Here is a 21,571-nt window from a genome sequence, read left to right as displayed (position 1 = left end):
ATGTTCGATTGGTTGAAAACATGGTTGGTGGGTGCATCCACGGACGATGGTTTCGGTCAGTCGCTGGCCGACGATCTGCGCTTTCGTCGGCGCTTCGCGCGGCTCGCTCGGCTGCCGTTGCAGTGGCAAGCACCCACTGCCGATGCGCGCGCTGAGATCGAGGCCCACCCGATCCTGGGGCGCTTCGGCGACGACACGATTGCCGTCGTCGAGTGGGAAGGGCGACGCCTGATCGTGCGCGAGCGCATGTGGTTCGGATGGCCGGACCCGCCTGAGTTCATATTCTTCGCTTTGCAGGGTGACGCGATCTGGGCCGGGGCGGATTTTGATTCCTGGCCCCGTGCCTGGTCGAGGCCGAGCGTCGATCCCCCGTCGCAAGGCTAAGCCAGAAACAGCGCCGCCAAATCCGCCGGCACCCGCACCAGCCGCCCGGTCGCCCGGTCCATCACCGCCCAGGTGGTCTTCGCCTCCACCCGCACCTTCCCGTCGGCCCCGGTGAAACGAACATGGCGGTCGAACCGCGCGCCCCGCGGCGGCTCACTCACCCAGGTCTCGGCGGTGACGGTCTCGCCCACCAGCAGGCTCCGCCGATAGTCGATCTCGTGCCGCGTCACGACCCACACATAGGCCGCGTCGTGCGCGGGCGTGGCGATCGCGTGCCAATGCGCCACCGCCACGTCCTGGATCCACTTGACCCACACAGCATTGTTGACGTGGCCGAGGATGTCGATGTCCTCGGGGCCGGCGGTAATCGAAGCGGTATAGGGCGTCATGCAGGCAGCCTAGCTTAACCAGCTTTCGAAGCGCAGCCTTCATTCGCGCGCGGTTATTGCGCGGCGATGCTGCCCGGCCGCCCCTCGCGCATCTTCCGCAGCCGCTGGGCCGCCTTGCTATGGGCGGCGGGCATTCTGTGGACCGCGATCACCGTCATCGGCTTCGGAAGTTCGACGCCGGATGTGCCGCCCGAGACGGCGCTGACCGACGATTCGGGCGCCGAGGTCAGCAACGCCGACCTCGCGGTGCTGCGCAACTTCCTCAGCGAATGACGGCGCAGGCGATTGGCGGCTCGCCGGGCGCGGTGAAGGTCATATCGTTGCCCTTGGCGCGAAGCTCGAAGCCATTTGCGTTGTAACGGCTGCCGGACACCGAGCGCTCGCCCCGCAGCGTCGCCAGCACCTTGCCGCCGCGCGCGACGGTGACGCGATCGTTATCGGGATCGAAATTGGCGACCAGCCGCGATCCGTCGATGCAGCGATAGCGCGCGGTCGAGCGATTATTCTCTGTCGGTTGCGGGGCAGGTGCCGCTACGCCGGGGGTCGGCTTGATCGCGCTGCTGCGGATGCGCCAGCGCCGCCGATCCGGGGTCGCGCCATCCACCTCGACGCGGTGGAGTGTGAGGCTGCCCAGCATGTTGAACGGCCGCGCACCTTCCTTCAGCCGGCCGTAGACCTGAACCGGCACGATCACGAAGCGCTGACCCGCTCCCGCCTCGATCCGACCGGGCGCGCCGATATTGGCACGATAATCGGAATAGCGATCGAAGCTCTCCGCGAACGCGCTTGCGGTCATGCCGGCGGCGCCCGGCTCCCACAGCCGAAAGGCCTGCGCATATTTGCCTTCGGCGATCAGCGCATAATAGGTCTGGACGATATTCGCCGCGCCTTGCGCGCTATCCTCGGTGAAAGGCGCCTCGCTGATCGGGGTGCGATCGTCGGGCAGGCCACCGGGTTCGCCGAGTGCAGGCGGGGTATAGGGCTCCGGCTCACCCGTCGGGCCCGCCGCCGGCAGCGGTGTCGATCCTCCCGCGGTCTCCGCAAGATTGCCCGTCTGAATGGCATCGTCCGCGGGACCGGCGTTGCAGCCGGCCAGGACCAGGACGAGCGGGAAGCACAGGCGCATCGGCAAACCCCAATTCAGCCAAACCGAACGAGCGCCGGCTCGATCCGCGCGTTCCCGCTCACCGTCGATCAGGGCTGCAGCGCCACTTCGTCGCCATCGTCGAGATCGTCTTCATCGACGTCATCGTCGTCGAGATCGTCTTGAATCTCGTCCTCGTCCAGATCGTCCTCGTCGAGTTCCGCGTCGTCATCCTCGCCCGCGATCTCGCCATCGACCATATTGAGCTCATCCTCTGCTTCGACGTCGTCGTCGCCCAGGTCGATCGGGATGTCGGTCAGGATCGTGCCGTTGCTGGGGGCGTCCTGGGTGACTTCGATGATCTCGGCGCGCTGGCTCTCGTCATAGCCTTCTTCGTCGAAGCCGTCGTCATTGGGGCCTTGTGAGGGGATCTGGTAACCGCCCATCGCCTGTCCTTCGTCCGTCCGCGGCGGGAATCGCCGGGTTCATCATCGCGAACGGCGCAAGGACTGCAAGCGTTCCCTCAAGTCGGCCGGAACATCCTGCCCCGTTCCGCAATCGCGACGACTGCAAAGGCGATCACGCCCATCAGCAGGAACCCCGCGTAGAGCGGCACGGTGGTGCCGTCGAACATTTGCCCGATCTGCGCGCCGATCAGGGCGCCGGCCAGCGTGGTCACGAATCCCTGCAGACTGGAAGCGGTGCCGGCGATCTCGCCCATCCGCTCCATCGCCATCGCCGAGAAGTTGGAGGTGGCGAGCCCGAAGCAGCCCATCATCAGCGCCTGCAGGATGGCGAAGCTCCACAGCGTCTCGAGACCCGAGAGTGCAACGAGCAGGTGCACCGCCGAGATCAGCACCAACAGGGCCAGTGCGGTGTGCGAGATCCGTCTCGTCCCGAGCTTCATCACGATCCGCGAATTCAGGAAGGAGCCGACCGCCATCGTGCTCGCCACCGCTGCAAAGATCAGCGTCAGCATTTCAGGACGATGGAAGACCTCTTCCATGATCTGCTGAATCGATCCGATGAAGCCGAACAGGCCGCCCGACAGCAGCGCCGTGGCGATCGTATAGCCGACTGCGCAGCGATCGCGCAGCACCAGGCCATAGTCGCTCAGGATGCGTGCGGGCTGGAGCGACTGGCGCGATCCGCGGCCGAGCGTCTCGGGCATCCGCCACCAGAACCAGACGGCAACCAGCGTCGAGACCGCAGCCACGCCCCAGAAGATCATCCGCCACGATCCGCCCGCCCACAGCACGCCTTGCCCGAAGGCGGGTGCGAAGATCGGCGCGGCCATGAACACCATGAAGGCCAGGCTCATCACCCGCGCCATCGCCCGCCCCGAGAAACAGTCGCGCACCAGCGCCACCGTCACGACGCGCGCGCCCGCCGCCGCTGCGCCCATCGCCGCGCGCGCGATCAGCAGCAGCACGAAGCTTCCCGAGATCGCCGCCACCGCGCTGGTGATCACGAACAGGATCAGCGCGGTGCCCAGCACCGGGCGCCGGCCATAGCGATCGGACAGTGGACCGTAGGCTAGCTGCGCGATCGCGAAGCCGAGCAGATAGGTGGTGATCACGAACTGGCGATGATTCGGCTCGGCCACGCCCAGGCTGTCACCGATCGCAGGCAGCGCCGGCAGCATCGAATCGATGCCGAGCGCAGTCAGCGCCATCATCGCCGCGATCAACGTGACGAACTCGCCGAACGCCAGCGGCGCGCGGTTGGCGGAATCGGTGGAGGGGTGCGGCTCGGCCATGCGCGGGCAATGGCGGATCGCCGCCGATACGTCACCCCTCCTTGACCGTCGAATTGCCCTGGGTTAGTGTGTTGCTCTAATAATACTCCTGTGGAGTCCCTGATGCTTCGCTACGCCCAGTCCCTGCTCGCTCTGTCCCTGCTTCCCCTAGCCGCCTGCGGTGGCCCCGGCACCAGCATCTCCATCAACGCGTCCTCGGACGAGGGCGACAATGCCGTCATCTCCACCGACGCCAACGGCCAGATGGCGATCAAGGCTGATGGGTTCGAGGGTTCGTTCAAGCTGCCCGCGATCAAGATCAACGCCGAGGATTTCGACGTCAACGGCGTCAAACTCTATCCCAAGTCGACGATCGGTGCGTTCAACCTCGATGCACAGGAGAAGGCCGGCGAGCCCGACGAGGGCAAGCTGCGCGTCACCTTCGCCAGCCCCGCTGCCGCCGCGACCGTCCAGGCCTGGTTCCGCGACAATATGACCCGGCGCGGCTTCAAGGTCGAAACCGCCGGCCAGGGCCTGAAAGGAACCACCGACGACGGCGAGCCCTTTGTCCTGACGCTCAGCGACGATGGCGACCAGAAGTCGAAAGGCACGCTGGCGGTCGGCAGCTAAGCATTGTCCCACGGGGGCGTGCGGGTCTAACGGGGAGGCACGACTCCCGGAGACTCGCATGCTCGACACGCTCTCAGAAATCACCCCGGTCTCGCTGGCCGACCAGCGCTCCGATCCCGAAGGCTTCGCGCAGGCGTTCGGCAGCTCGTTCCAGCGCTTCGGCTTCGCCGTGGTCCAGGATCATGGCATTCCCCAGCCGCTGATCGAGCGCGCCTGGGCGATGACGAAGGCCTTCTTCGACCTCCCCGAGGCGCAGAAGCGCGCGCTCGTGCTTGAAGGCGGCGGCGGCGCGCGCGGCTATACCCCGTTCAAGACCGAGATCGCCAAGGGCGCGAGCCATGTCGACCTCAAGGAATTCTGGCACGTCGGCCGCGAGCTGGCCAAGGGCCATCGCTTCGAGTCGAGCATGGCCCCCAATATCTGGCCCGATCGGCCCGAGGGGTTCCGCGAAACCTTCCTCGAACTGTTCCAGGCATTCGACGATGCAGGGGACAAATTGCTCTCGGCGATCGCGCGCTATCTGGGGCTCGCGCCCGACTGGTTCGATCCCGCGGTCAAGGACGGCAATTCGGTCCTGCGCCTGCTGCATTATCCCCCCGTACCCGCCGACGCCCCCGAAGTCCGCGCCGGCGCGCATGAGGATATCAACCTGATCACGCTGCTGCTCGGCGCCGAGGAAGCCGGGCTGGAACTGCTCGATCGCGACGGCAAATGGCTCGCGGTCAAGCCGCCCGCCGACGCGCTGGTGGTCAATGTCGGCGACATGCTCCAGCGGCTCACCAACCATGTCCTCCCCTCGACCACCCACCGCGTGGTCAACCCGCCGCCCGAGCGCCGCGGCCACGCCCGCTATTCGATGCCCTTCTTCCTCCACCCCGCGCCCGATTTCCTGATCCAGACGCTGCCGGGCACGATCAGCGCCGAGCGGCCCAACCGCTACCCGGAGCCGATCACCGCGCACGACTATCTCCACGAGCGGCTCGTCGAGATCGGGCTGATCAAGAAATAAGGCTGGCCCAAGAAAATCCTCCGTCACCCTGAACTTGTTTCAGGGTCCAAGGTGCAGCAAAGGCTTCGGGTGCGGCGCCTGCCGCGCGCTGGATGCTGAAACGAGTTCAGCATGACGGGGATGAGCCGAGAATGACCGAACCGCTTCGCATCGCACTCGCCGGGCTGGGCACCGTCGGCGGCGGCGTCATCCGCCTGCTCGACACCAATGGCGCGCTGATCGAACGGCGCGCCGGGCGTCCGATCGAGATCGTCGCGGTGTCGGCGCGCGACCGGAGCAAGGATCGCGGCGTCGACATCGCCCGCTTCGACTGGGTCGACGATCCCGCCGAGCTTGCGCGACACGCCCGCGCCGACGTCGTGGTCGAGTTGGTCGGCGGATCGGACGGACCCGCGCTCACCCTCGCGCGCAACGCATTGAGCGCAGGCAAGAGCTTCGTCACCGCCAACAAGGCGATGATCGCGCATCACGGCCTCGAACTCGCCCGCGCCGCCGAGCAGGCCGGGCTCGCGCTGAAATTCGAAGCCGCGGTCGCGGGCGGCGTGCCGGTGATCAAGGGGCTCCGAGAAGGCGCCGCCGCCAACGTGATCGGCAGCGTCTATGGCATCCTCAACGGCACCTGCAATTTCATCCTCTCGAAGATGGAGGCCGAAGGCCGCGACTTCGCCGATATCCTCGGCGAAGCCCAGCGGCTCGGCTATGCCGAGGCCGATCCCAGCTTCGACATCGACGGCGTCGACGCCGCGCACAAGCTCTCGATCCTCGCCAGCATCGCCTTCGGCACCCAGCCCGCCTTCGACGACGTCGCCGTCACCGGCGTCCGCCACGTCATCGCCGCCGACATCGCCGAGGCGGCCGCGCTCGGTTACCGGATCCGGCTGGTCGGCGTCGCCGATTCGGGGCCGCACGGACTGTTCCAGCGCGTCCATCCGCACCTCGTGCCGCTCGGCCATCCGCTCGCGCATGTCGTCGGCTCGACCAACGCCGTTGTGGTCGAGAGCAATTTCGCCGGTCGCCTGCTGTTCCAGGGCGCCGGCGCCGGCGACGGCCCCACCGCCAGCGCCGTAGTCGCCGACTTGATCGACATCGCGCGCGGCGAATTCGGCCCCCCATTTGCGATGCCCGCCGACTCGCTGGTCGCGCAGGACGCCGCCGACAGCGGCGAGCGCCGCGCCCGCGCCTATGTCCGCTTCACTGTCGCCGACAAGGTGGGCGTGCTCGCCGAGATTGCCGCGTCGATGCGCGACGCCGGCGTCTCGATCGAAAGCCTGATCCAGCGCGGCGCCCAGCCCGACGGCAGCGTCCTGGTGGCGATCGTCACGCATGAAGGCCCCGAGCGCAGCGTCGCCCAGGCGCTGGAGAAGCTGCGGGGCTCGACCAGCCTCGTCGGTGAGCCGATGTGGATGCACATCCTCGATGATTAAGGCGCCAGCGGCCGTTCCGAAACACGCGCTCCGCCCGTGCTGTCGATCGACACGCCGACGCCGACCGAACCACAGCGTACCAGGAAAGCCCCCTTGCCGCACGGCACGAAGCCCGCGGCGTCGGGGCTAAGAAGATAGCCCAGCCGCACGTCCGCGGCCTCGCGCCCGGCACTCGCGGTCACCAGCGGCACGCGGTAGCGATCGGCATCGCGTCCCGCACAGACGAGAATCTCCTCGTCCTCGGCGCGCGCCCGGCACGCCACATCGCCGCGCGTCTTCTCGCGATAGCGGGACAGGGCCTGTTCAAGCGTCGGCGCCTCCTGGCCCAACAACAGCAAGAGCGGCAGCAGCATCGGAACCTCCGGCGGGAAATCGCCACAAGGTTGCCCCAGGCTTGTGGCAGAATTGCGCCGCGGGCTGACAACGCAAGCAGCCTCGACACTGCAACATCCGCCCCCTATCGACGCGACAGTTTCTTCCAGAGGTGCCCAAAGCCATGCAGACCGCCAGCCATATTCTCGATCGTGTCCTCGTGCTCGAGATGGTGCGCGTGACCGAGGCGGCGGCGATCGCCGCCTCGCTGCTCACGGGACGCGGCGACGAGAAAGCGGCGGATCATGCCGCGGTTGAGGCGATGCGCGAGGCGCTCAATATGCTCGATCTCGACGGCACCGTCGTGATCGGCGAGGGCGAGCGCGACGAGGCGCCGATGCTCTTCATTGGCGAAAAGGTCGGCGCGGCGCAGGGCAAGGGCCCCAAGATCGACATCGCGCTCGATCCGCTGGAGGGCACCACGATCTGCGCCAAGGCCGGGCCCAACGCGCTTGCAGTGCTCGCGGTGTCCGAGGAAGGCGGACTGCTCAACGCCCCCGACGTCTATATGGACAAGATCGCGGTCGGCCCGGGCTATCCCGAAGGCGTGATCGATCTCGCCAAGTCCGCCACCGAGAACGTCCGCGCGGTCGCCGCCGCCAAGGGCGTCGAGCCCAACGAGATCATCGCCTGCGTGCTCGATCGCCCGCGCCACGAAGCCTTGATCGCCGAGCTGCGTGCGATCGGCTGCGGGGTGATGCTGATCGGCGATGGCGACGTTGCCGGCGTGATCGCCACCACCGATCCCAGCACGACGATCGACATCTATATGGGTTCGGGCGGCGCGCCCGAGGGCGTGCTGGCCTGCGCGGCGCTGCGCTGCGTCGGCGGCCAGTTCAAGGGCCGGCTGATCTTCCGAAACGACGACGAGCGCGCCCGCGCGCGCAAATGGGGCATCACCGATCTCGACAAGATCTACGACCTGACCGAGCTGGCCAAGGGCGACTGCATCTTCGCCGCCACCGGCGTGACCGACGGCTCGCTGCTCGCCGGCGTCAAGCGGCTCAAGGGCAAGATGACCACCGAGAGCGTCGTGATGCGCGCCAGCTCGGGCACGGTGCGCTGGGTCAAGGGCGAGCATCGCACCGACTGAGCCGTTCGGCTCCCCACCTCCTTCGTCATCCCGGCGAAAGCCGGGATCCAGGATCACGAGCGACATCCTGCTTGGCTCCGGATCCCGGCATTCGCCGGGATGACGGAATATAGGGAAGGGCATCCCCACTCTGCTTGCCCCGCCAAAATCCCCCGCCTACCCTCGCCGAAACCATCCGGAGGACGCAGTGCGGGCATCGATGAAATTTGTAGCGCTGGCAGCACTCGCCGCGCCCCTCTCCGCGCTCCCCGCCCAGCAAGCGCCGCAAGCCCAGCAAAAGCCTGCCGCGCCTTTCACCTACGAAGAAGTCATGGTCCCGATGCGCGACGGCGCAAAGCTCCAGACGGTGATCCTGCGCCCGACGGCCAAGACCGGCAAGCTGCCGATACTGCTCCAGCGCACGCCCTATGGCGTGCCCGCCGGCGCCCCGCCCGCAATCCCCGCGGCGATGCGCTTCCTGATGGCGGACGGCTATATCCTCGTCTTCCAGAACATGCGCGGCCAGTTCAAATCGGACGGCGATTTCACCATGTCGATGGCGATCGACGCAAAGGGGCCCAAAGGCACCGACGAAGCCACCGACGGCTATGACAGCGTCGACTGGCTGGTGAAGAATGTCGCCGGCAACAATGGCAGGGTCGGGATGATGGGAGTCTCCTATCCCGGTTATGCCGCGGCGATTTCGCTCGCCCGGCCGCATCCCGCGCTCAAGGCAGTCAGCCCGCAGGCGGCGTGGAACGACTGGTGGATCCACGACGATCTCCACCGCTACGGGGCGATGCGGCTGTCCTACGCGACCGATTGGCTGTTCAGCCTCCAGAACAATGATCGGGGCGAGGATTTCGACTATGGCGGCAAGGTGCCCGTCGACACCTATGACTGGTTCTTGAAGCTCGGACCCGTCGAGAATCTCGACAAGCTCTATTTCAAGGGCAGCGTGCCGCGGCTGACCGAGATGATCGAGCATCCCGACTATGACGATTTCTGGAAGCGCCAACGCTGGACCGACAAGCTCGGCCGAACGACAGTACCCACCCTCCACGTCGCCGGCTTCTGGGATCAGGAAGACCCGCTCGGCACCTGGAAAATCTATGAGAAGATGGAGGCGCAGGATCCGAACGGCCTGAACATGATCGTCGCCGGTCCCTGGGCGCACGGCACCTGGCGCGGCCCCGGCAGCGACGTCGGCTATATCAAGTTCGGCAAGGAGAGCGGGATCGATTTCCTGCGTGATATCGAGGCGCCCTTCTTCGCGCACTGGCTGCACGGCAAGGGCGCCAGGCCCGCCTTCGAGGCGCGCATCTTCCAGAGCGGCTCGTGGGAGTGGAAATCCTATCCCAAATGGCCTGCCCCCGCCGCGACCGCGACCAATCTCTACCTCCAGCCCGACGGTTCGCTGTCCTTCACCGCGCCCGCCGACGCTGCCTTGTGCCGCGAATATGTCTCGGACCCTGCCAACCCGGTGCCCTTCCGCGAGCGCCCGATCTCGCGCACCTATCCCTCGCAGGAATGGCGCTGGTGGGAGGCTGCCGACCAGCGTTTCGTCGATCACCGCCCCGACGTGCTCAGCTATGTCAGCGCCCCGCTCGAGGCCGACCTCACCGTCACCGGCGAAGTCACGGCGAAGCTGATGGCCTCGACCTCGGGCACCGACAGCGACATGGTGGTCAAGCTGATCGACGTGCTGCCCGACGATTATGAGCAGCCAAGATCAGGCGCACTCGGCGACTATCCGCGCACGCTCAACGGCTACCAATTCCCGATCGCGATGGACGTCCGCCGTGGCCGCTATCTGCAGAGCTTCGAGAAAGCGACGCCGCTCGTTGCCAACCAGGTCATCGCCTGGGACGTGCCGCTGCGGTCGCACGATCACGTCTTCAAGAAAGGGCATCGGATCATGGTCCAGGTCCAGTCGAGCTGGTTTCCGATGCTCGATCGTAACCCGCAGAAGTTCGTGCCGAACATCTACAAGGCCAAGCCAGAGGATTTCGTGAAGGCGACCCAGCGGGTGTGCGGGGGATCGATGGTGACGCTGCCGGTCATAAGATAAGTCGTCATCCCGGCGAAGGCCGGGATCCAGAGTCAAGCAAGGCAGTCCTCTGTAAGCCTGGATCCCGGCTTCCGCCGGGATGACGGTCAGTTTTTGAGCCGATACCCGGTCTTGAAGATCGCCACGATCAACCCGAGGCACAGCAGCAGGAATAGCCCGGTGAACCCCAGGCTCCACCAGATATCGACATCCCCCTTGCCGAAGAAGCTCCAGCGGAACCCGCTCACCAGATAGACGACCGGGTTGAACAGGCTGATCGTCTGCCACGGCTGGGGCAGCATCGTGATCGAATAGAAAGCCCCGCCCAGGAAGGTCAGCGGCGTCACCAGCAAAGCCGGCACGATGTTCAGCTGCTCGAACCCCTTCGCCCAGATGCCGATGATGAAGCCGAACATGCTGAAGGTGATCGAGGTCAGCACCAGGAAAGCCAGCATCGCCAGCGGATGATCGATCCGCAGCGGGACGAAGAAGGCCGAGGTGGCGAGGATGATCAGCCCGATGATGATCGACTTGGTCGCCGCCGCGCCGACATAGCCAACCACCATTTCGAGCGCGGAAATCGGCGCCGAGAGCAGCTCGAACACCGTGCCGGTGAATTTGGGGAAGTAGATGCCGATCGACGCGTTCGCGATGCTCTGCGTCAATAGCGAGAGCATGATCAGCCCGGGCACCAGGAAGCTGCCGTAATTCACCCCGTCGATCGAATCGATCCGACTGCCGATCGCCCCGCCGAAGACGATGAAATAGAGCGAGGTGGTGATCACCGGGGTGACGATGCTCTGCCACAGGGTGCGCAGCGTGCGCGCCATCTCGAAGCGATATATCGCCCAGATGCCGTAGAAATTGACGCCGGTCATGCCGCGACTTCCTTATGCCCGACCAGGTCGACGAAAATATCCTCGAGGCTCGATTTCGATGTATCGAGATCCTTGAACTGCACGCCCATGTCGGCAAGCTTGCGCAGCAGCGACGGGATTCCGGTGCGCTCCGCCTGCGCGTCGAAGACGTAGCGCAGCATATGCCCCTCATCTTCGAGGCTCAGGTGCCATTCGGCCAGATCCGGGGGGATCGCGGCCAGCGGCTCGACCAGCGAGATATCCATCTGCCGCTTGCCGAGCTTCTTCATCAGCGCGGCCTTCTCCTCGACCAGCAGCAGCTGGCCCCGGTTGATAACCCCCACCCGATCGGCCATTTCCTCGGCCTCCTCGATATAATGGGTGGTCAGGATGATCGTGACGCCGCGCTCGCGCAGCTTGCCGATCATCGTCCACATGTCGCGCCGCAGCGAGACGTCGACCCCCGCGGTGGGTTCGTCGAGGAACAGGATGTCGGGCTCGTGGCTGAGCGCCTTGGCGATCAGCACGCGGCGCTTCATGCCGCCGGACAATTCCATGATCTTCGCATCGCGCTTGTCCCACAAGGACAGGTCCTTGAGCACCTGATCGAGATGCGCCTGGTTGGGCGCCCTGCCGAAAAGCCCGCGGCTGAAGCGCAGCGTCGACATCACCGTCTCGAACATGTCGACCGACAATTCCTGCGGCACCAGCCCGATCCGCGACCGCGCCTCGCGCGCCGAATGGATTGCGTCATGCCCGTCGACCAGGATCGTGCCGGTGCTTGGCGTGACGATCCCGCAGATGATGCTGATCAGCGTCGTCTTGCCCGCGCCATTGGGGCCTAGCAGCGCGAAAATCTCGCCGCGGCGGATTTCGAGATCGACATGGTCGAGCGCCTTGTGTCCGGACGCATAGGTCTTGCTGACCTGGGAAATCGACAGGATGGATTGCATGTATTGGGAGCCCCGAACGGTACGCGCCCGTTACGTAAGAGGCCCCGCGGCACGGGACAAGCGGCCCGCGCTTATTTGCCCGCGCGCGCCTCGGTCACCGCCGCCGCGAGCCCGGCATAATCGCGCGCGCCGTAGAGCAATTTGTCGCCCACCACCCAGCTCGGCGTACCGCTCACCGCCAGCGCCTCGCCCAGCTTATGGTTGTTCGCCACCTCCTGCTCGACCGAAGCCGACTTCGCCGCCGCATCGGCGCGCGCCCGATCGAGCCCGGCCTTCCCCGCTGCGATCGCAATCGTCTCGCTGCTCGGCGAACCCTCGGCATAGAGCGCATCGTGGAACGCACCATATTTGCCCTGCTCGGCCGCTGCCAGCGCCCAGCGCGCCGCGACGCCGCTCTCGGGGCCAAGTACCGGAAACTCGCGATAGACCACGCGTACGTTCGGATCCTTGGCGATCAGCTCGGCGATGCCGGGCAGGCTCGCCCGGCAATAGCCGCAGGCATAGTCCATGAAGGCGACGACGGTGACGTCGCCCTGCGGATTGCCTGCCCAGGCACCGGCATAGGCCTTGCGCACCGCCGGCAGATGCTGCGGCAGCGCCGCCTGCGCAGATTGCTGCACCTTCTCCGCCTTCGCCGCCTCGCGCGCCTGCAATTGCTCCATCGCTTCGGGCAACACTTCGGGGTGCGCGAGCAGATAGCCGCGGATCGACGGTCCGTTGAGCGACGGAATCCGCGACTGGATCAGCGCGAACAGGGCAGCGCCCAGAAAGGCCGAGGCGATGAACGCGCCGAGCAGCATGAAGGGATTGCGCAACAGCCGTTCCATCAATTCGCGATGCGCCGGCCCTTGCGCCGCGCCTCCTCGACTGCGGTCTGCGAGACCATCATGATATCCTGCGCGCGGATCCAATCGGACGAGCCCTGCGGCAGCGCCGCCATCGCCCCGCGCGCACTCATCAGCGCGACTCGCGAATCGCCCATCAGATGCGCGCGCTCGGCGGTGGCGAGTGCAGTGCGCGCCTCGTCGCCCTTCCGCTCATAGACGGTGCCCAATTGCATCCAGGCGAAGGGATTCTCCTTGTCGCGCGCGACTGCCTGGCGAAGCACCGTCTCGGCTTCGACCAGATTGGCGCGGTCCTCGGTCGCGATCAGCGCATGGCCGAAGGTCGCGGCGATCAGCGGCTGGTTGTTCGATCGCAGCGTCGCCTGCCGCAAGGGCTCGATAGCCTCCTTCGGCTTGCCCGATTCGAGCAGGATCTGCCCTTCGAGCTCGAGGAAATAGGGGTCTTCGGGCGCAGCCTTGACCAGCGCCGCGGTCTCCGCCGCCGCCTGATCGGAATAACCCGATTTATGGTAGGCATAGGCCCGCGCATAATGCGCCGGCGCAGACTGATCGCTCTTCGGATAGAGCCGCATCGTCGCCTCCGGCTCGCGGGTATAGCCGCGCAGCTTCGCCTGGACGCGCTTGAAGCGCCGCTCGATATTCGCGTCGAGCGGCTTGTTCCAGTCCGGCGCCTTCTGCAAATCTCCCTTCAGCGTCTCGACACGGTCCGCCGACATCGGGTGGGTCTGCGAAAAGGGATCCATCTCCGGATTGGTCGAATAGAAGCCGTAGCGGTGCTGGAGCGCGGTTAGCTTGTTGAAGAAGGTCAGCATCCCCCTGCCGGTGATGTTGGCCGAGGTGAGGAAGCGCGCGCCGGCCGCGTCCGCCGACGATTCCTGGACGCGGCTGAACGCCAGATATTTGCCGATCGCCGCGCGCTGGCCCATCATCATCAGGCCGGTGCCGGCCTCGGGCGAGCCCGCGGCCATCGCCGCGGCGCCGAGCAACAGGCTCAGGATCGAGATGTTGGTGAAGCCGCCGTCATTCTGGAAGACGGCATGGCCGGCGACGATATGGCCGATCTCGTGCGCGATCACGCCTTGGACTTCGTTGGCGGTGTCCGCCGCGTCGATCAGCCCGGAGTGGATATAGACGATTTGTCCACCCGCGACGAAGGCGTTGATCGACTGGTCCTGCACCAGCACGACCTTGAAATTGGCGGGTGAAAGCCCGGCGGCGATCAGAATCGGCCGCGACATGTCGTTCAGCAGCGCTTCGGTCTCGGCGTCGCGGAGCAGCGATTGCGCAAGCGCCGGGCGCGCCACGAAACAGGTCAGGCACAAGAGGGCCAGCAAGGCGGCAAGGCGCTTCATGCGCGGCATCATCGTCCCAAACTCCACTGGCGGCAACGCTCTCCGGGATGCGCGATGAACATGCCGTGAAGCCGCGGAGGACGGGGAGTGCGCCGCATCGCCGGGCGCACTCCCCGCATCTTCAGGCCCCGAAGGTCCGCTGCCACCAACCGCGGCGCGGGGAAGATTCGTCGGTCCCGTCCGCGTCAGGCGTCAGGTCCTGCAGCGCGGGCTCGGCCTCGGTGGGGGTATCGGCGGAAGCGTCGGCCGTTGCTTCCGCCACCGCTTCGGCCGGCGTTTCCGTCACGTCGACGACGGCCTTGCGGCGGCTGCTCCGGCGCTTGGGCGCGGGCGCCGCCTCGGCAGCAGGCTCGGCTTCGGGCGCGGGCTCGGCGGCATCCGGCGCCACTTCGGCAACGACGTCCGCCTTCTTGCGACGGCTGCGCTTGGGTGCCGGGGTCGGCTCCACGGGAGCTTCCTCGGCAGCGGGCGCTTCTGCGACAGGAGGCTCATCGGCCGCAGCCTCTGCCTCCACGACGGCCTTCTTGCGACGGCTGCGCTTCGGCGCGGGGGCCGCTTCGGCTTCCGGCTCGGGCGCGGCAGGCGCTTCTGCCTCTCCCGCCGACTCGCCTTCGCCCAGAGCGTCTTCGCCCGCTTCGACGGCGGCGTCCTCGCTCGACGATCCGCCACGGCGGCCGCCACGGCGGCCCCGGCGACGACGCTTGCCGCGACCTTCGCCTTCCTCGCCTTCGGGTCGCTCGGACGATACCGCCTCTACCGCGTCGACTGCCTCTTCGCTCTCGATCGGCTCGCCGCGCTCTTCGTCGCGCTCGGCCTCGCCTTCGCCCTCGACACCGGTCTCGCCATCGCGGCGACGACCACGGCCCCGACGACGACGGCGGCGCTTGCCGCGACCCTCGCCGTCACCCTCTTCGCGGCCCTCACGGGCTTCGCGGGGTTCGCGGGCGCGGGGGGCCTCGGCCTCCTCTTCTTCCTCTTCCTCTTCCTCGTCGATCTCCTCGACATAATCGTCTTCGGGCTCTTCGATCAGCCGTTCGATCCGCGGCGCATGCGCCGGCGGCGGGCCCGAGGCCTCGACCGACATGCGCGCACCCTCGACTTCGCCGTCCGAAATCACCTCGACCAGCACGCCGTAGCGATCCTCGATCTCGGCCAGCTCGCCGCGCTTGCGATTGAGCAGGTAGAAGGCCGCTTCCTGGCTGGCGCGCAGCGTGATCTGCGAGCCGCGCCCGCGCGCGGCCTCGTCCTCGATCATGCGCAGCGCCGACAGGCCCGCCGACGATGCGGTACGGACGAGCCCGGTGCCCTCGCAATGCGGGCACTGACGAGTCGATGCTTCGAGCACGCCGGTGCGCAGCCGCTGGCGGCTCATCTCCATGAGGCCGAAGGCGCTGATGCGACCGACCTGGATGCGGGCGCGATCGTTCTTCAGCGCCTCCTTCATCGCCTTCTCGACCTTACGGACGTTCGACGAATGATCCATGTCGATGAAATCGATCACGACCAGCCCGGCCATGTCGCGCAGGCGCAGCTGGCGGGCGATTTCGGCGGCGGCCTCGAGGTTGGTCTGGGTCGCGGTCTGCTCGATCGAATGTTCGCGCGTCGAGCGGCCCGAGTTGATGTCGATCGAGACCAGCGCCTCGGTCGGGTTGATCACCAGATAGCCGCCGGACTTCAGCTGCACCACCGGATGGTACATCGCCGACAATTGCTCTTCGACCCCGGCGCGCTGGAACAGCGGCACCGCGTCGGCATATTGCTTCACCTTCTTGGCGTGGCTCGGCATCAGGAGCTTCATGAACTCCCTGGCCTGGCGATAGCCGTCCTCGCCTTCGACGATCACCTCGTCGATATCCTTGTTGTAGATGTCGCGGATCGCGCGCTTCATCAGGTCGCTGTCGCCATAAACGAGCGCCGGCGCGGTCGACTTCAGCGTCTCCTCGCGAATCCCGTCCCACAGTCGGGCCAGATAATCGAAGTCGCGCTTGATCTCGGTCTTGGTGCGCTGAAGCCCGGCGGTACGGACGATGCAGCCCATCGAGGGCGGCAATGCCATGTCGGACATGATCGACTTGAGACGCTTGCGATCGGCAGCCGAGCTGATCTTGCGCGAAATGCCGCCGCCGTGCGCGGTGTTGGGCATCAGCACGCAGTAACGGCCGGCCAGCGACAGATAGGTCGTCAGCGCCGCACCCTTGTTGCCGCGTTCTTCCTTGACGACCTGGACCAGCAGCACCTGGCGGCGGCGGATCACGTCCTGGATCTTGTAGCGACGGCGCAGGTTCATCCGGCGCTCGCGCAGTGCCTCCGCGGGGCTGTCCTCGCCACCGCGGCGCTTGCCGCCCCGGCCGCGTCCACGCCCGCGACCACCGCCGCGCTCGCCATCGCCCTCCGAAGCCTCTTCGGTCTCGAACGCCTCGTCGTCATGGTCGTGCTCGTCATGCTCGTCGTCGTGCGACCGCTCGAGCACTTCCACGCCGTCTTCAGACTCGAGGGCGTGATCGTCGTCATCTTCCTCGGCACGCAATGCAGCCTCTTCGGCGGCATGCTCGGCCTCTTCACGCAACAGCGCGTCGCGATCCTCCTTGGGGATCTGGTAATAATCGGGATGGATTTCGGAGAAGGCCAGGAAGCCGTGGCGATTGCCGCCATAGTCGATGAACGCCGCCTGCAGCGACGGCTCGACCCGGGTAACCTTGGCTAGATAGATATTTCCTTTGAGCTGCTTTCGCTCGGCGGACTCGAAATCAAATTCCTCGATCCGGTTCCCTTTGACGACAGCCACACGGGTTTCCTCCCGGTGGCGTGCGTCGATCAGCATACGCATGGTCATTTAATGTTCTCCGGGCGCGCCGGCCAGAGACCCCGAGGGGCTGGGGCGCGTGCGCGCGATATGTGAAGCGTTCGCGGCCGGGCATTCCGGCTGCGGTTCCGCAGGTTTCGAAAACTGCTGTTGCTGCACGGGCACGCACGAACCTGCGGTTCGATTGCTCCACCACCATCGCGCGCAAAGCCGGCATGGCCTTGGCGGTCAATCGGTGGGGAAATTGCCTCATGCGAACGTCAACCTGAACTGTCGCGGCGATGTGGCCGCGTGACACGTCCGGCACCAATAGGTCGGACCGTTGCGGTGCTAGCACCCCCCGCGCGACGCGGCAACCACCCGCGCCGCGGGAGCCGGATCGGGCACCGCCATGCCCGCGTTCCGCAAAATTCCTGAGGCTCCAAGCCAGCGAAGTTTTACCGGCCGAAGCCATGTTTTGCCGAGCCGGACGGCAATCGATTGCCGGCCTTGCCGGCAAAAATATGCCGAACGCGTGGTTAACCGTCTCGCTTCACCGCGTTGGAAGAAGCGGGCCGCTACCCACGAACCGTCAGGGCTTTCGAGCCGAGTGAGTGAGTTGAGAATGCTTTTGAACTGGACCCCCCACGGTTCATCACGGCATATCGCGCGGGTGCTTTTCCTGCTTGCCCTTCTCTCCGGTTGGTTGACCGGAGTGCCTAGCTGGGCAGGTGTTGTGCAGGAAGTGCGCGTCCAGGGCGATCGCGTCGTTGTGAAGTTCGACACGCCGGTGACTCAAGCGAGCGCGTTCATGCTCGCGGGGCCGCAACGTATTGCCTTGGACCTGCATGGCGCCGAACCCGGTAGCGATGCGCGGGCAGGCGGTGTCGTTTCTGGCATCCGCCAAGGGTCGCAGGGCCAGAGCGGCATGCGCATCGTCTTCGATCTCGCCCGCCCCGCCATCGTCACCGAAGGCACATTCGGCAAGGACGGCCGCACGCTCACGCTCCAGCTGCGCACCGTCGACGATGCCCGCTTCGCGCGCGCCGCGGCGGAGCGGCGGATGAGCTTCCTGCCCCCGCTCACCTATCTCCAGCCGTCGAGCCGGCACCCCTATAGCGTCGCGATGGCGCTACCGCGCCGTGCGCCCGCGGCGCCACTTCCCAAAGTCTATGGCGACGCGGATCGCCCGCTGGTCGTGATCGATGCCGGTCATGGCGGGCACGATCCCGGCGCGCTCTCGCCGACAGGCGACCTGCGCGAAAAGGATCTGACGCTCAAGGTCGCCTTCGCGATCCGCGATGCATTGCTGAAATCCGGCCGGGTTCGCGTCGCGCTGACACGCGAGGACGACCGCTTCCTGATCCTGCAGGAGCGCTACGGACTTGCACGCAGGCTCAAGGCCGATCTGTTCATCTCCGTCCATTGCGACAGCGCCGGCAACACCGAGGCCTCGGGCGCGACCGTCTACACGCTTTCCGAAGTCGCCTCGGACAAGGAGGCCGCGCGGCTGGCGGGACGCGAGAACAAGGCCGATATCCTCGCCGGAGTCGATCTGGGCGTCGCCAGCCCGGACATCTCGTCGATCCTGATCGACCTGACCCAGCGCGAGACGATGAATACGTCCGCCAGCTTCGCCCGTCTGCTCGGCCGCGAGGCGCAGCCGCTGATCCCGGTCAAGGCCAACTGGCACCGGATGGCGTCGCTGATGGTTCTCAAGGCGCCCGACATGCCTTCGATCCTGTTCGAGACCGGCTATATCTCGAACGCGCGCGATGCCGAATTCCTGGCGTCGCGCGACGGCCAGCAACGGGTTGCGCAGAGCGTCCGCAAGGCCGTCGAAATCCATTTCGCCACACGCCTCGCATCGCGCTGATCTGCTGTCCCGCTGCTTCCGGCGAGGGTCGGTATCGAGGCGAAACGGACGAGTTGGTTTCGAGGACGTTCTGATCGGGTTTCATCCCCCGAGAAAGTTGCTACACCGCGCGGCAAATGGCGGACGGCAGCATTTCCAGCTTCAAGATGCGGATCACGCGCGAGATCGGCGGGGTCCGCGGATTCTTCGCGCGCGTGCGACACCGCTGGTGGTTCCGCTCGCTGGCGCTGCTGGCGCTGCTCGGCGGGATCGGGCTGTTGCTCATCTGGATCTTCATCGCGCGCAATCTGCCCTCGGTGGACACGCTGCGCAGCTATGAGCCGCCATTGCCCACCAATGTCCGCTCGTACGACGGCACCCCGATCCACAGCTATGCGCGCGAGCGCCGCGTCCAGCTGAGCTATCCGGAATATCCCAAGCAGCTGGTCCACGCCTTCCTCTCCGCCGAGGACAAGACCTTCTTCAGCCATCACGGCGTAGACATTCCCGGCGTCATCTCGGCGTTGATCAACAATTTGACCAGCAGCGGCCGCCCGGTCGGCGCGTCGACGATCACGCAGCAGGTCGCCAAGAATCTGCTCGTCGGCAACGAAGCCAGCTATGTCCGCAAGGCCAAGGAGGGCATCCTCGCCTGGCGGATCGAGAATACGCTGTCGAAGGAGCAGATCCTCGAACTCTATCTCAATTCGATCGAACTCGGGCGCAACGCCGGCGGCGTGGCGGCGGCGAGCGAAGCCTATTTCGGCAAGGATCTGGACGCACTCACGCTGCCGCAAATGGCCTATCTCGCGATCCTGCCCAAGGGCCCGGCCAATTACGATCCCGATCGCCACGCCGAACGCGCGATCGAGCGGCGCAACTGGGTGCTCGGGCAGATGGCCGACAATGGCTTCATCAGCCCCGCCGAGCGCGACGCGGCGCGCGCCGCGCCGCTGGGCACCGTGCCGCGTCAGACTCCCAAGTTCGAGCGCGTCGGCGGCTATTTCGTCGAGGAAGTCCGTCGCCAGCTGATGGACAAGTTCGGCGAGACCAACGCGGCGGGACCTTACAGCGTCTATGGCGGCGGGCTGTGGGTGCGCACCTCACTCGATCCGCGGCTTCAGCAATATGCCCAGAAGGCGTTGCGCGACGGCCTGTTGCGGCTCGAGCGCGGCCGCGGCTGGAGCGGCCCGCTGAACGAGAAGCCGCTCGACCTCGCGCGCGGCTGGCTCCAGCCCTTCCTCAACACCAATATCGGCGTCGATTACGAGAATTGGCGCGCCGCCGTGGCGATCGCCCGCGAAGGCGATTCGTGGCAGCTTGGCTTTGATGACGGCACCACCGGCCGGCTTCCCCGCTGGGCGGCGACGATGCCGGTCCGCGGCAAGGGCGGCGAGGCGTTCAACGCGATCGAAGCGGGCGACATATTGGTCGTCGCCCCCGAAAGCGCCGGCACCTTCGCGCTGCGCAGCGTGCCGCGCATCTCGGGCGGGATGGTGGTCGAGGATCCCCGCACCGGCCAGGTGCTGGCGATGCAGGGCGGGTTCGACTCGCGCATCCAGTCGTTCAATCGCGCCACCCAGGCGCAGCGCCAGCCCGGCTCGACGATCAAGCCTCTGGTCTATGCCGCCGCGATGGAACAGGGGCTCAGCCCCTCCACGATCGTCGTCGATGGCCCCTTCTGCGTCTGGCAGGGCGCCAATCTCGGCCAGAAATGCTTCCGCAATTTCGGAAACATGCGCGGCGCGGGCCCCAAGACATTGCGCTGGGGCGTCGAGCAATCGCGCAACCTGATGACGGTCCAGGTCGCCAACCAGATCGGCATGGACAAGGTCGTCGACCTGATCCAGCGCGTCGGCATCTCGAAGCAGAAGTCCCCGCCCTATCTCAGCTACGCGCTGGGCGCGGGCGAGACGACGGTGATGCGGATGGTCAACGCTTATGCGATCCTGGTCAATCACGGTCGCGCGCTGACCCCCTCGCTGATCGATTTCGTCCAGGATCGCCGCGGCGAGGTGATCTGGCCCGAGAACTGGCGCGCCTGTGAGAAGTGCAACGCCCCCGATTGGGATCGCGGCCCGATGCCCCGCCCGGTCACCCGCGCTCGCCAGGTGATCGAGCCGATGAGCGCCTATCAGATCGTCCATATCACCGAAGGCGTGATCCAGCGCGGCACCGCCACCGTGCTGCGCGATCTCGGCCGCCCGATCATGGGCAAGACCGGCACCACGTCGGGCCCTACCGATGTCTGGTTCGTAGGCGGCGTGCCGCAGATGATCGCCGGCCTCTACCTCGGCTATGACACGCCGACCAACCTCGGCGGCTATGTCCAGGGTGGCACCGTTGCGGCACCGATCTTCAAGGATTTCGCCAAGCCCGCCTTCGAAGGCATGGAGAAATTGCCCTTCACTGCGCCCGCGGGAATCCGCATGGCGCGGGTCGATCGGGGGAGTGGCCGACGCGTGTTCGGCGGCTGGCCGACCAGCGATCCGCTCGCCTCGGTGATCTGGGAAGCCTTCAAGCCCGAAAGCGAACCGCGCCGCGGCCGCCGCGACCAGCAGGAAGAGGCCGAGAAAAAGGCCGTCGTCCGCAAGACCGCGCCCAAGGCCGCGAACCAGGGCGAGCGCGATTTCTTGCAACGCGAGGGCGGAATCTACTAGCGCGCGCAATGCACCCTATATCGTCATCCCGGCGAAAGCCGGGATCCAGAGTCCAAGGCGAACCGCTTGTTGCCCTGGATCCCGGCTTCCGCCGGGATGACGGAATGTTCTGAAA

At 66.3% G+C, this 21,571-nt stretch carries 19 protein-coding genes; 9 read left to right on the top strand and 10 right to left on the bottom strand.

All coding sequences use genetic code 11. From position 1 onward, the window contains the following. Nucleotides 1–384, top strand: a complete 384-nt coding sequence (locus OKW87_RS13980) for a hypothetical protein (protein ID WP_265540402.1) — start codon at nucleotides 1–3, stop codon at nucleotides 382–384. Here the strand turns inward: OKW87_RS13980 and OKW87_RS13975 are convergent. Further along, nucleotides 381–773 carry an acyl-CoA thioesterase gene (locus OKW87_RS13975; RefSeq protein ID WP_265540400.1) on the bottom strand — a complete coding sequence of 131 codons (393 nt, stop codon included), beginning with the start codon at nucleotides 771–773 and terminating at the stop codon, nucleotides 381–383. The two genes, OKW87_RS13980 and OKW87_RS13975, sit on opposite strands and share 4 nt — an antisense overlap. A 66-nt stretch (nucleotides 774–839) precedes the next feature. Here OKW87_RS13975 and OKW87_RS13970 point away from each other — a divergent pair, with 66 nt between their 5' ends. After that, entirely contained in the window at nucleotides 840–1,046 is a 207-nt protein-coding gene (locus tag OKW87_RS13970; protein WP_265540398.1) for a hypothetical protein, read from the top strand. Here the strand turns inward: OKW87_RS13970 and OKW87_RS13965 are convergent. The 3 genes from OKW87_RS13965 to OKW87_RS13955 form a co-directional block, all read right to left on the bottom strand. Beyond that, nucleotides 1,036–1,899 carry an MliC family protein gene (locus OKW87_RS13965; protein ID WP_265540396.1) on the bottom strand — a complete coding sequence of 288 codons (864 nt, stop codon included), beginning with the start codon at nucleotides 1,897–1,899 and terminating at the stop codon, nucleotides 1,036–1,038. The genes OKW87_RS13970 and OKW87_RS13965 overlap by 11 nt on opposite strands. Before the next feature lie 68 nt (nucleotides 1,900–1,967). Further along, on the bottom strand, nucleotides 1,968–2,303 hold the full coding sequence (locus OKW87_RS13960; RefSeq protein WP_265540394.1) for a DNA primase: 336 nt from the start codon (nucleotides 2,301–2,303) through the stop codon (nucleotides 1,968–1,970). A gap of 77 nt (nucleotides 2,304–2,380) precedes the next feature. Further along, complete coding sequence (locus tag OKW87_RS13955) at nucleotides 2,381–3,616, bottom strand: multidrug effflux MFS transporter (protein ID WP_265540392.1); 1,236 nt, start codon at nucleotides 3,614–3,616, stop codon at nucleotides 2,381–2,383. Between the two features lie 102 nt (nucleotides 3,617–3,718). Here OKW87_RS13955 and OKW87_RS13950 point away from each other — a divergent pair, with 102 nt between their 5' ends. The 3 genes from OKW87_RS13950 to OKW87_RS13940 all read left to right on the top strand — a co-directional run bounded on the left by OKW87_RS13950 (nucleotide 3,719) and on the right by OKW87_RS13940 (nucleotide 6,658). Continuing rightward, nucleotides 3,719–4,225 carry a hypothetical protein gene (locus tag OKW87_RS13950; protein ID WP_265540390.1) on the top strand — a complete coding sequence of 169 codons (507 nt, stop codon included), beginning with the start codon at nucleotides 3,719–3,721 and terminating at the stop codon, nucleotides 4,223–4,225. A 58-nt stretch (nucleotides 4,226–4,283) separates the two neighbouring features. Then, nucleotides 4,284–5,234 (top strand): isopenicillin N synthase family dioxygenase, encoded by a 951-nt coding sequence (locus tag OKW87_RS13945; RefSeq protein WP_265540388.1) that lies wholly within the window; start codon nucleotides 4,284–4,286, stop codon nucleotides 5,232–5,234. Nucleotides 5,235–5,365: 131 nt separating this feature from the next. Next, nucleotides 5,366–6,658: a homoserine dehydrogenase gene (locus tag OKW87_RS13940; protein WP_265540386.1), complete on the top strand. Its 1,293-nt coding sequence runs from the start codon at nucleotides 5,366–5,368 to the stop codon at nucleotides 6,656–6,658. Here OKW87_RS13940 and OKW87_RS13935 read toward each other — a convergent pair. Beyond that, nucleotides 6,655–7,011 carry a hypothetical protein gene (locus OKW87_RS13935; protein ID WP_265540384.1) on the bottom strand — a complete coding sequence of 119 codons (357 nt, stop codon included), beginning with the start codon at nucleotides 7,009–7,011 and terminating at the stop codon, nucleotides 6,655–6,657. The genes OKW87_RS13940 and OKW87_RS13935 overlap by 4 nt on opposite strands. 143 nt (nucleotides 7,012–7,154) lie before the next feature. Here OKW87_RS13935 and glpX point away from each other — a divergent pair, with 143 nt between their 5' ends. Together glpX and OKW87_RS13925 are read left to right on the top strand one after the other, a co-directional pair. Further along, nucleotides 7,155–8,123: a class II fructose-bisphosphatase gene (gene glpX / locus OKW87_RS13930; RefSeq protein WP_265540383.1), complete on the top strand. Its 969-nt coding sequence runs from the start codon at nucleotides 7,155–7,157 to the stop codon at nucleotides 8,121–8,123. 199 nt (nucleotides 8,124–8,322) lie between these two features. Continuing rightward, nucleotides 8,323–10,173 (top strand): CocE/NonD family hydrolase, encoded by a 1,851-nt coding sequence (locus OKW87_RS13925; RefSeq protein ID WP_265540380.1) that lies wholly within the window; start codon nucleotides 8,323–8,325, stop codon nucleotides 10,171–10,173. An 86-nt stretch (nucleotides 10,174–10,259) separates the two neighbouring features. On the opposite strand, the gene OKW87_RS13920 is transcribed toward OKW87_RS13925, so the two are convergent. From OKW87_RS13920 to OKW87_RS13900, 5 genes are all read right to left on the bottom strand, one after another. Beyond that, nucleotides 10,260–11,030, bottom strand: a complete 771-nt coding sequence (locus OKW87_RS13920) for an ABC transporter permease (protein WP_265540378.1) — start codon at nucleotides 11,028–11,030, stop codon at nucleotides 10,260–10,262. Continuing rightward, entirely contained in the window at nucleotides 11,027–11,962 is a 936-nt protein-coding gene (locus OKW87_RS13915) for an ABC transporter ATP-binding protein (RefSeq protein ID WP_265540376.1), read from the bottom strand. Before OKW87_RS13915 ends, OKW87_RS13920 begins: the two co-directional genes overlap by 4 nt. A gap of 71 nt (nucleotides 11,963–12,033) precedes the next feature. After that, nucleotides 12,034–12,789, bottom strand: a complete 756-nt coding sequence (locus OKW87_RS13910; RefSeq protein ID WP_265540375.1) for a DsbA family protein — start codon at nucleotides 12,787–12,789, stop codon at nucleotides 12,034–12,036. Continuing rightward, on the bottom strand, nucleotides 12,789–14,159 hold the full coding sequence (locus tag OKW87_RS13905) for a M48 family metalloprotease (RefSeq protein ID WP_265540374.1): 1,371 nt from the start codon (nucleotides 14,157–14,159) through the stop codon (nucleotides 12,789–12,791). The genes OKW87_RS13910 and OKW87_RS13905 overlap by 1 nt, the downstream gene beginning before the upstream one ends. A gap of 121 nt (nucleotides 14,160–14,280) precedes the next feature. Further along, nucleotides 14,281–16,992 (bottom strand): Rne/Rng family ribonuclease, encoded by a 2,712-nt coding sequence (locus OKW87_RS13900; protein ID WP_265540372.1) that lies wholly within the window; start codon nucleotides 16,990–16,992, stop codon nucleotides 14,281–14,283. Between the two features lie 574 nt (nucleotides 16,993–17,566). Here OKW87_RS13900 and OKW87_RS13895 point away from each other — a divergent pair. Both OKW87_RS13895 and OKW87_RS13890 read left to right on the top strand, forming a co-directional pair. Beyond that, nucleotides 17,567–18,817, top strand: coding sequence for an N-acetylmuramoyl-L-alanine amidase (locus OKW87_RS13895; protein ID WP_265540371.1), 1,251 nt, complete (start codon nucleotides 17,567–17,569; stop codon nucleotides 18,815–18,817). Nucleotides 18,818–18,933: 116 nt separating this feature from the next. Continuing rightward, on the top strand, nucleotides 18,934–21,456 hold the full coding sequence (locus tag OKW87_RS13890; RefSeq protein ID WP_265540369.1) for a penicillin-binding protein 1A: 2,523 nt from the start codon (nucleotides 18,934–18,936) through the stop codon (nucleotides 21,454–21,456). The last annotated feature ends 115 nt before the right edge of the window (nucleotides 21,457–21,571 follow it).

Origin of the sequence: Sphingomonas sp. M1-B02 (genome assembly GCF_026167525.1) — a bacterium.
Taxonomy (GTDB): Bacteria; Pseudomonadota; Alphaproteobacteria; order Sphingomonadales; family Sphingomonadaceae; genus Sphingomonas.
The sequence above is the reverse complement of the archived record's forward strand: the minus strand, read 5'-3'. Positions and strand labels throughout refer to the sequence as shown.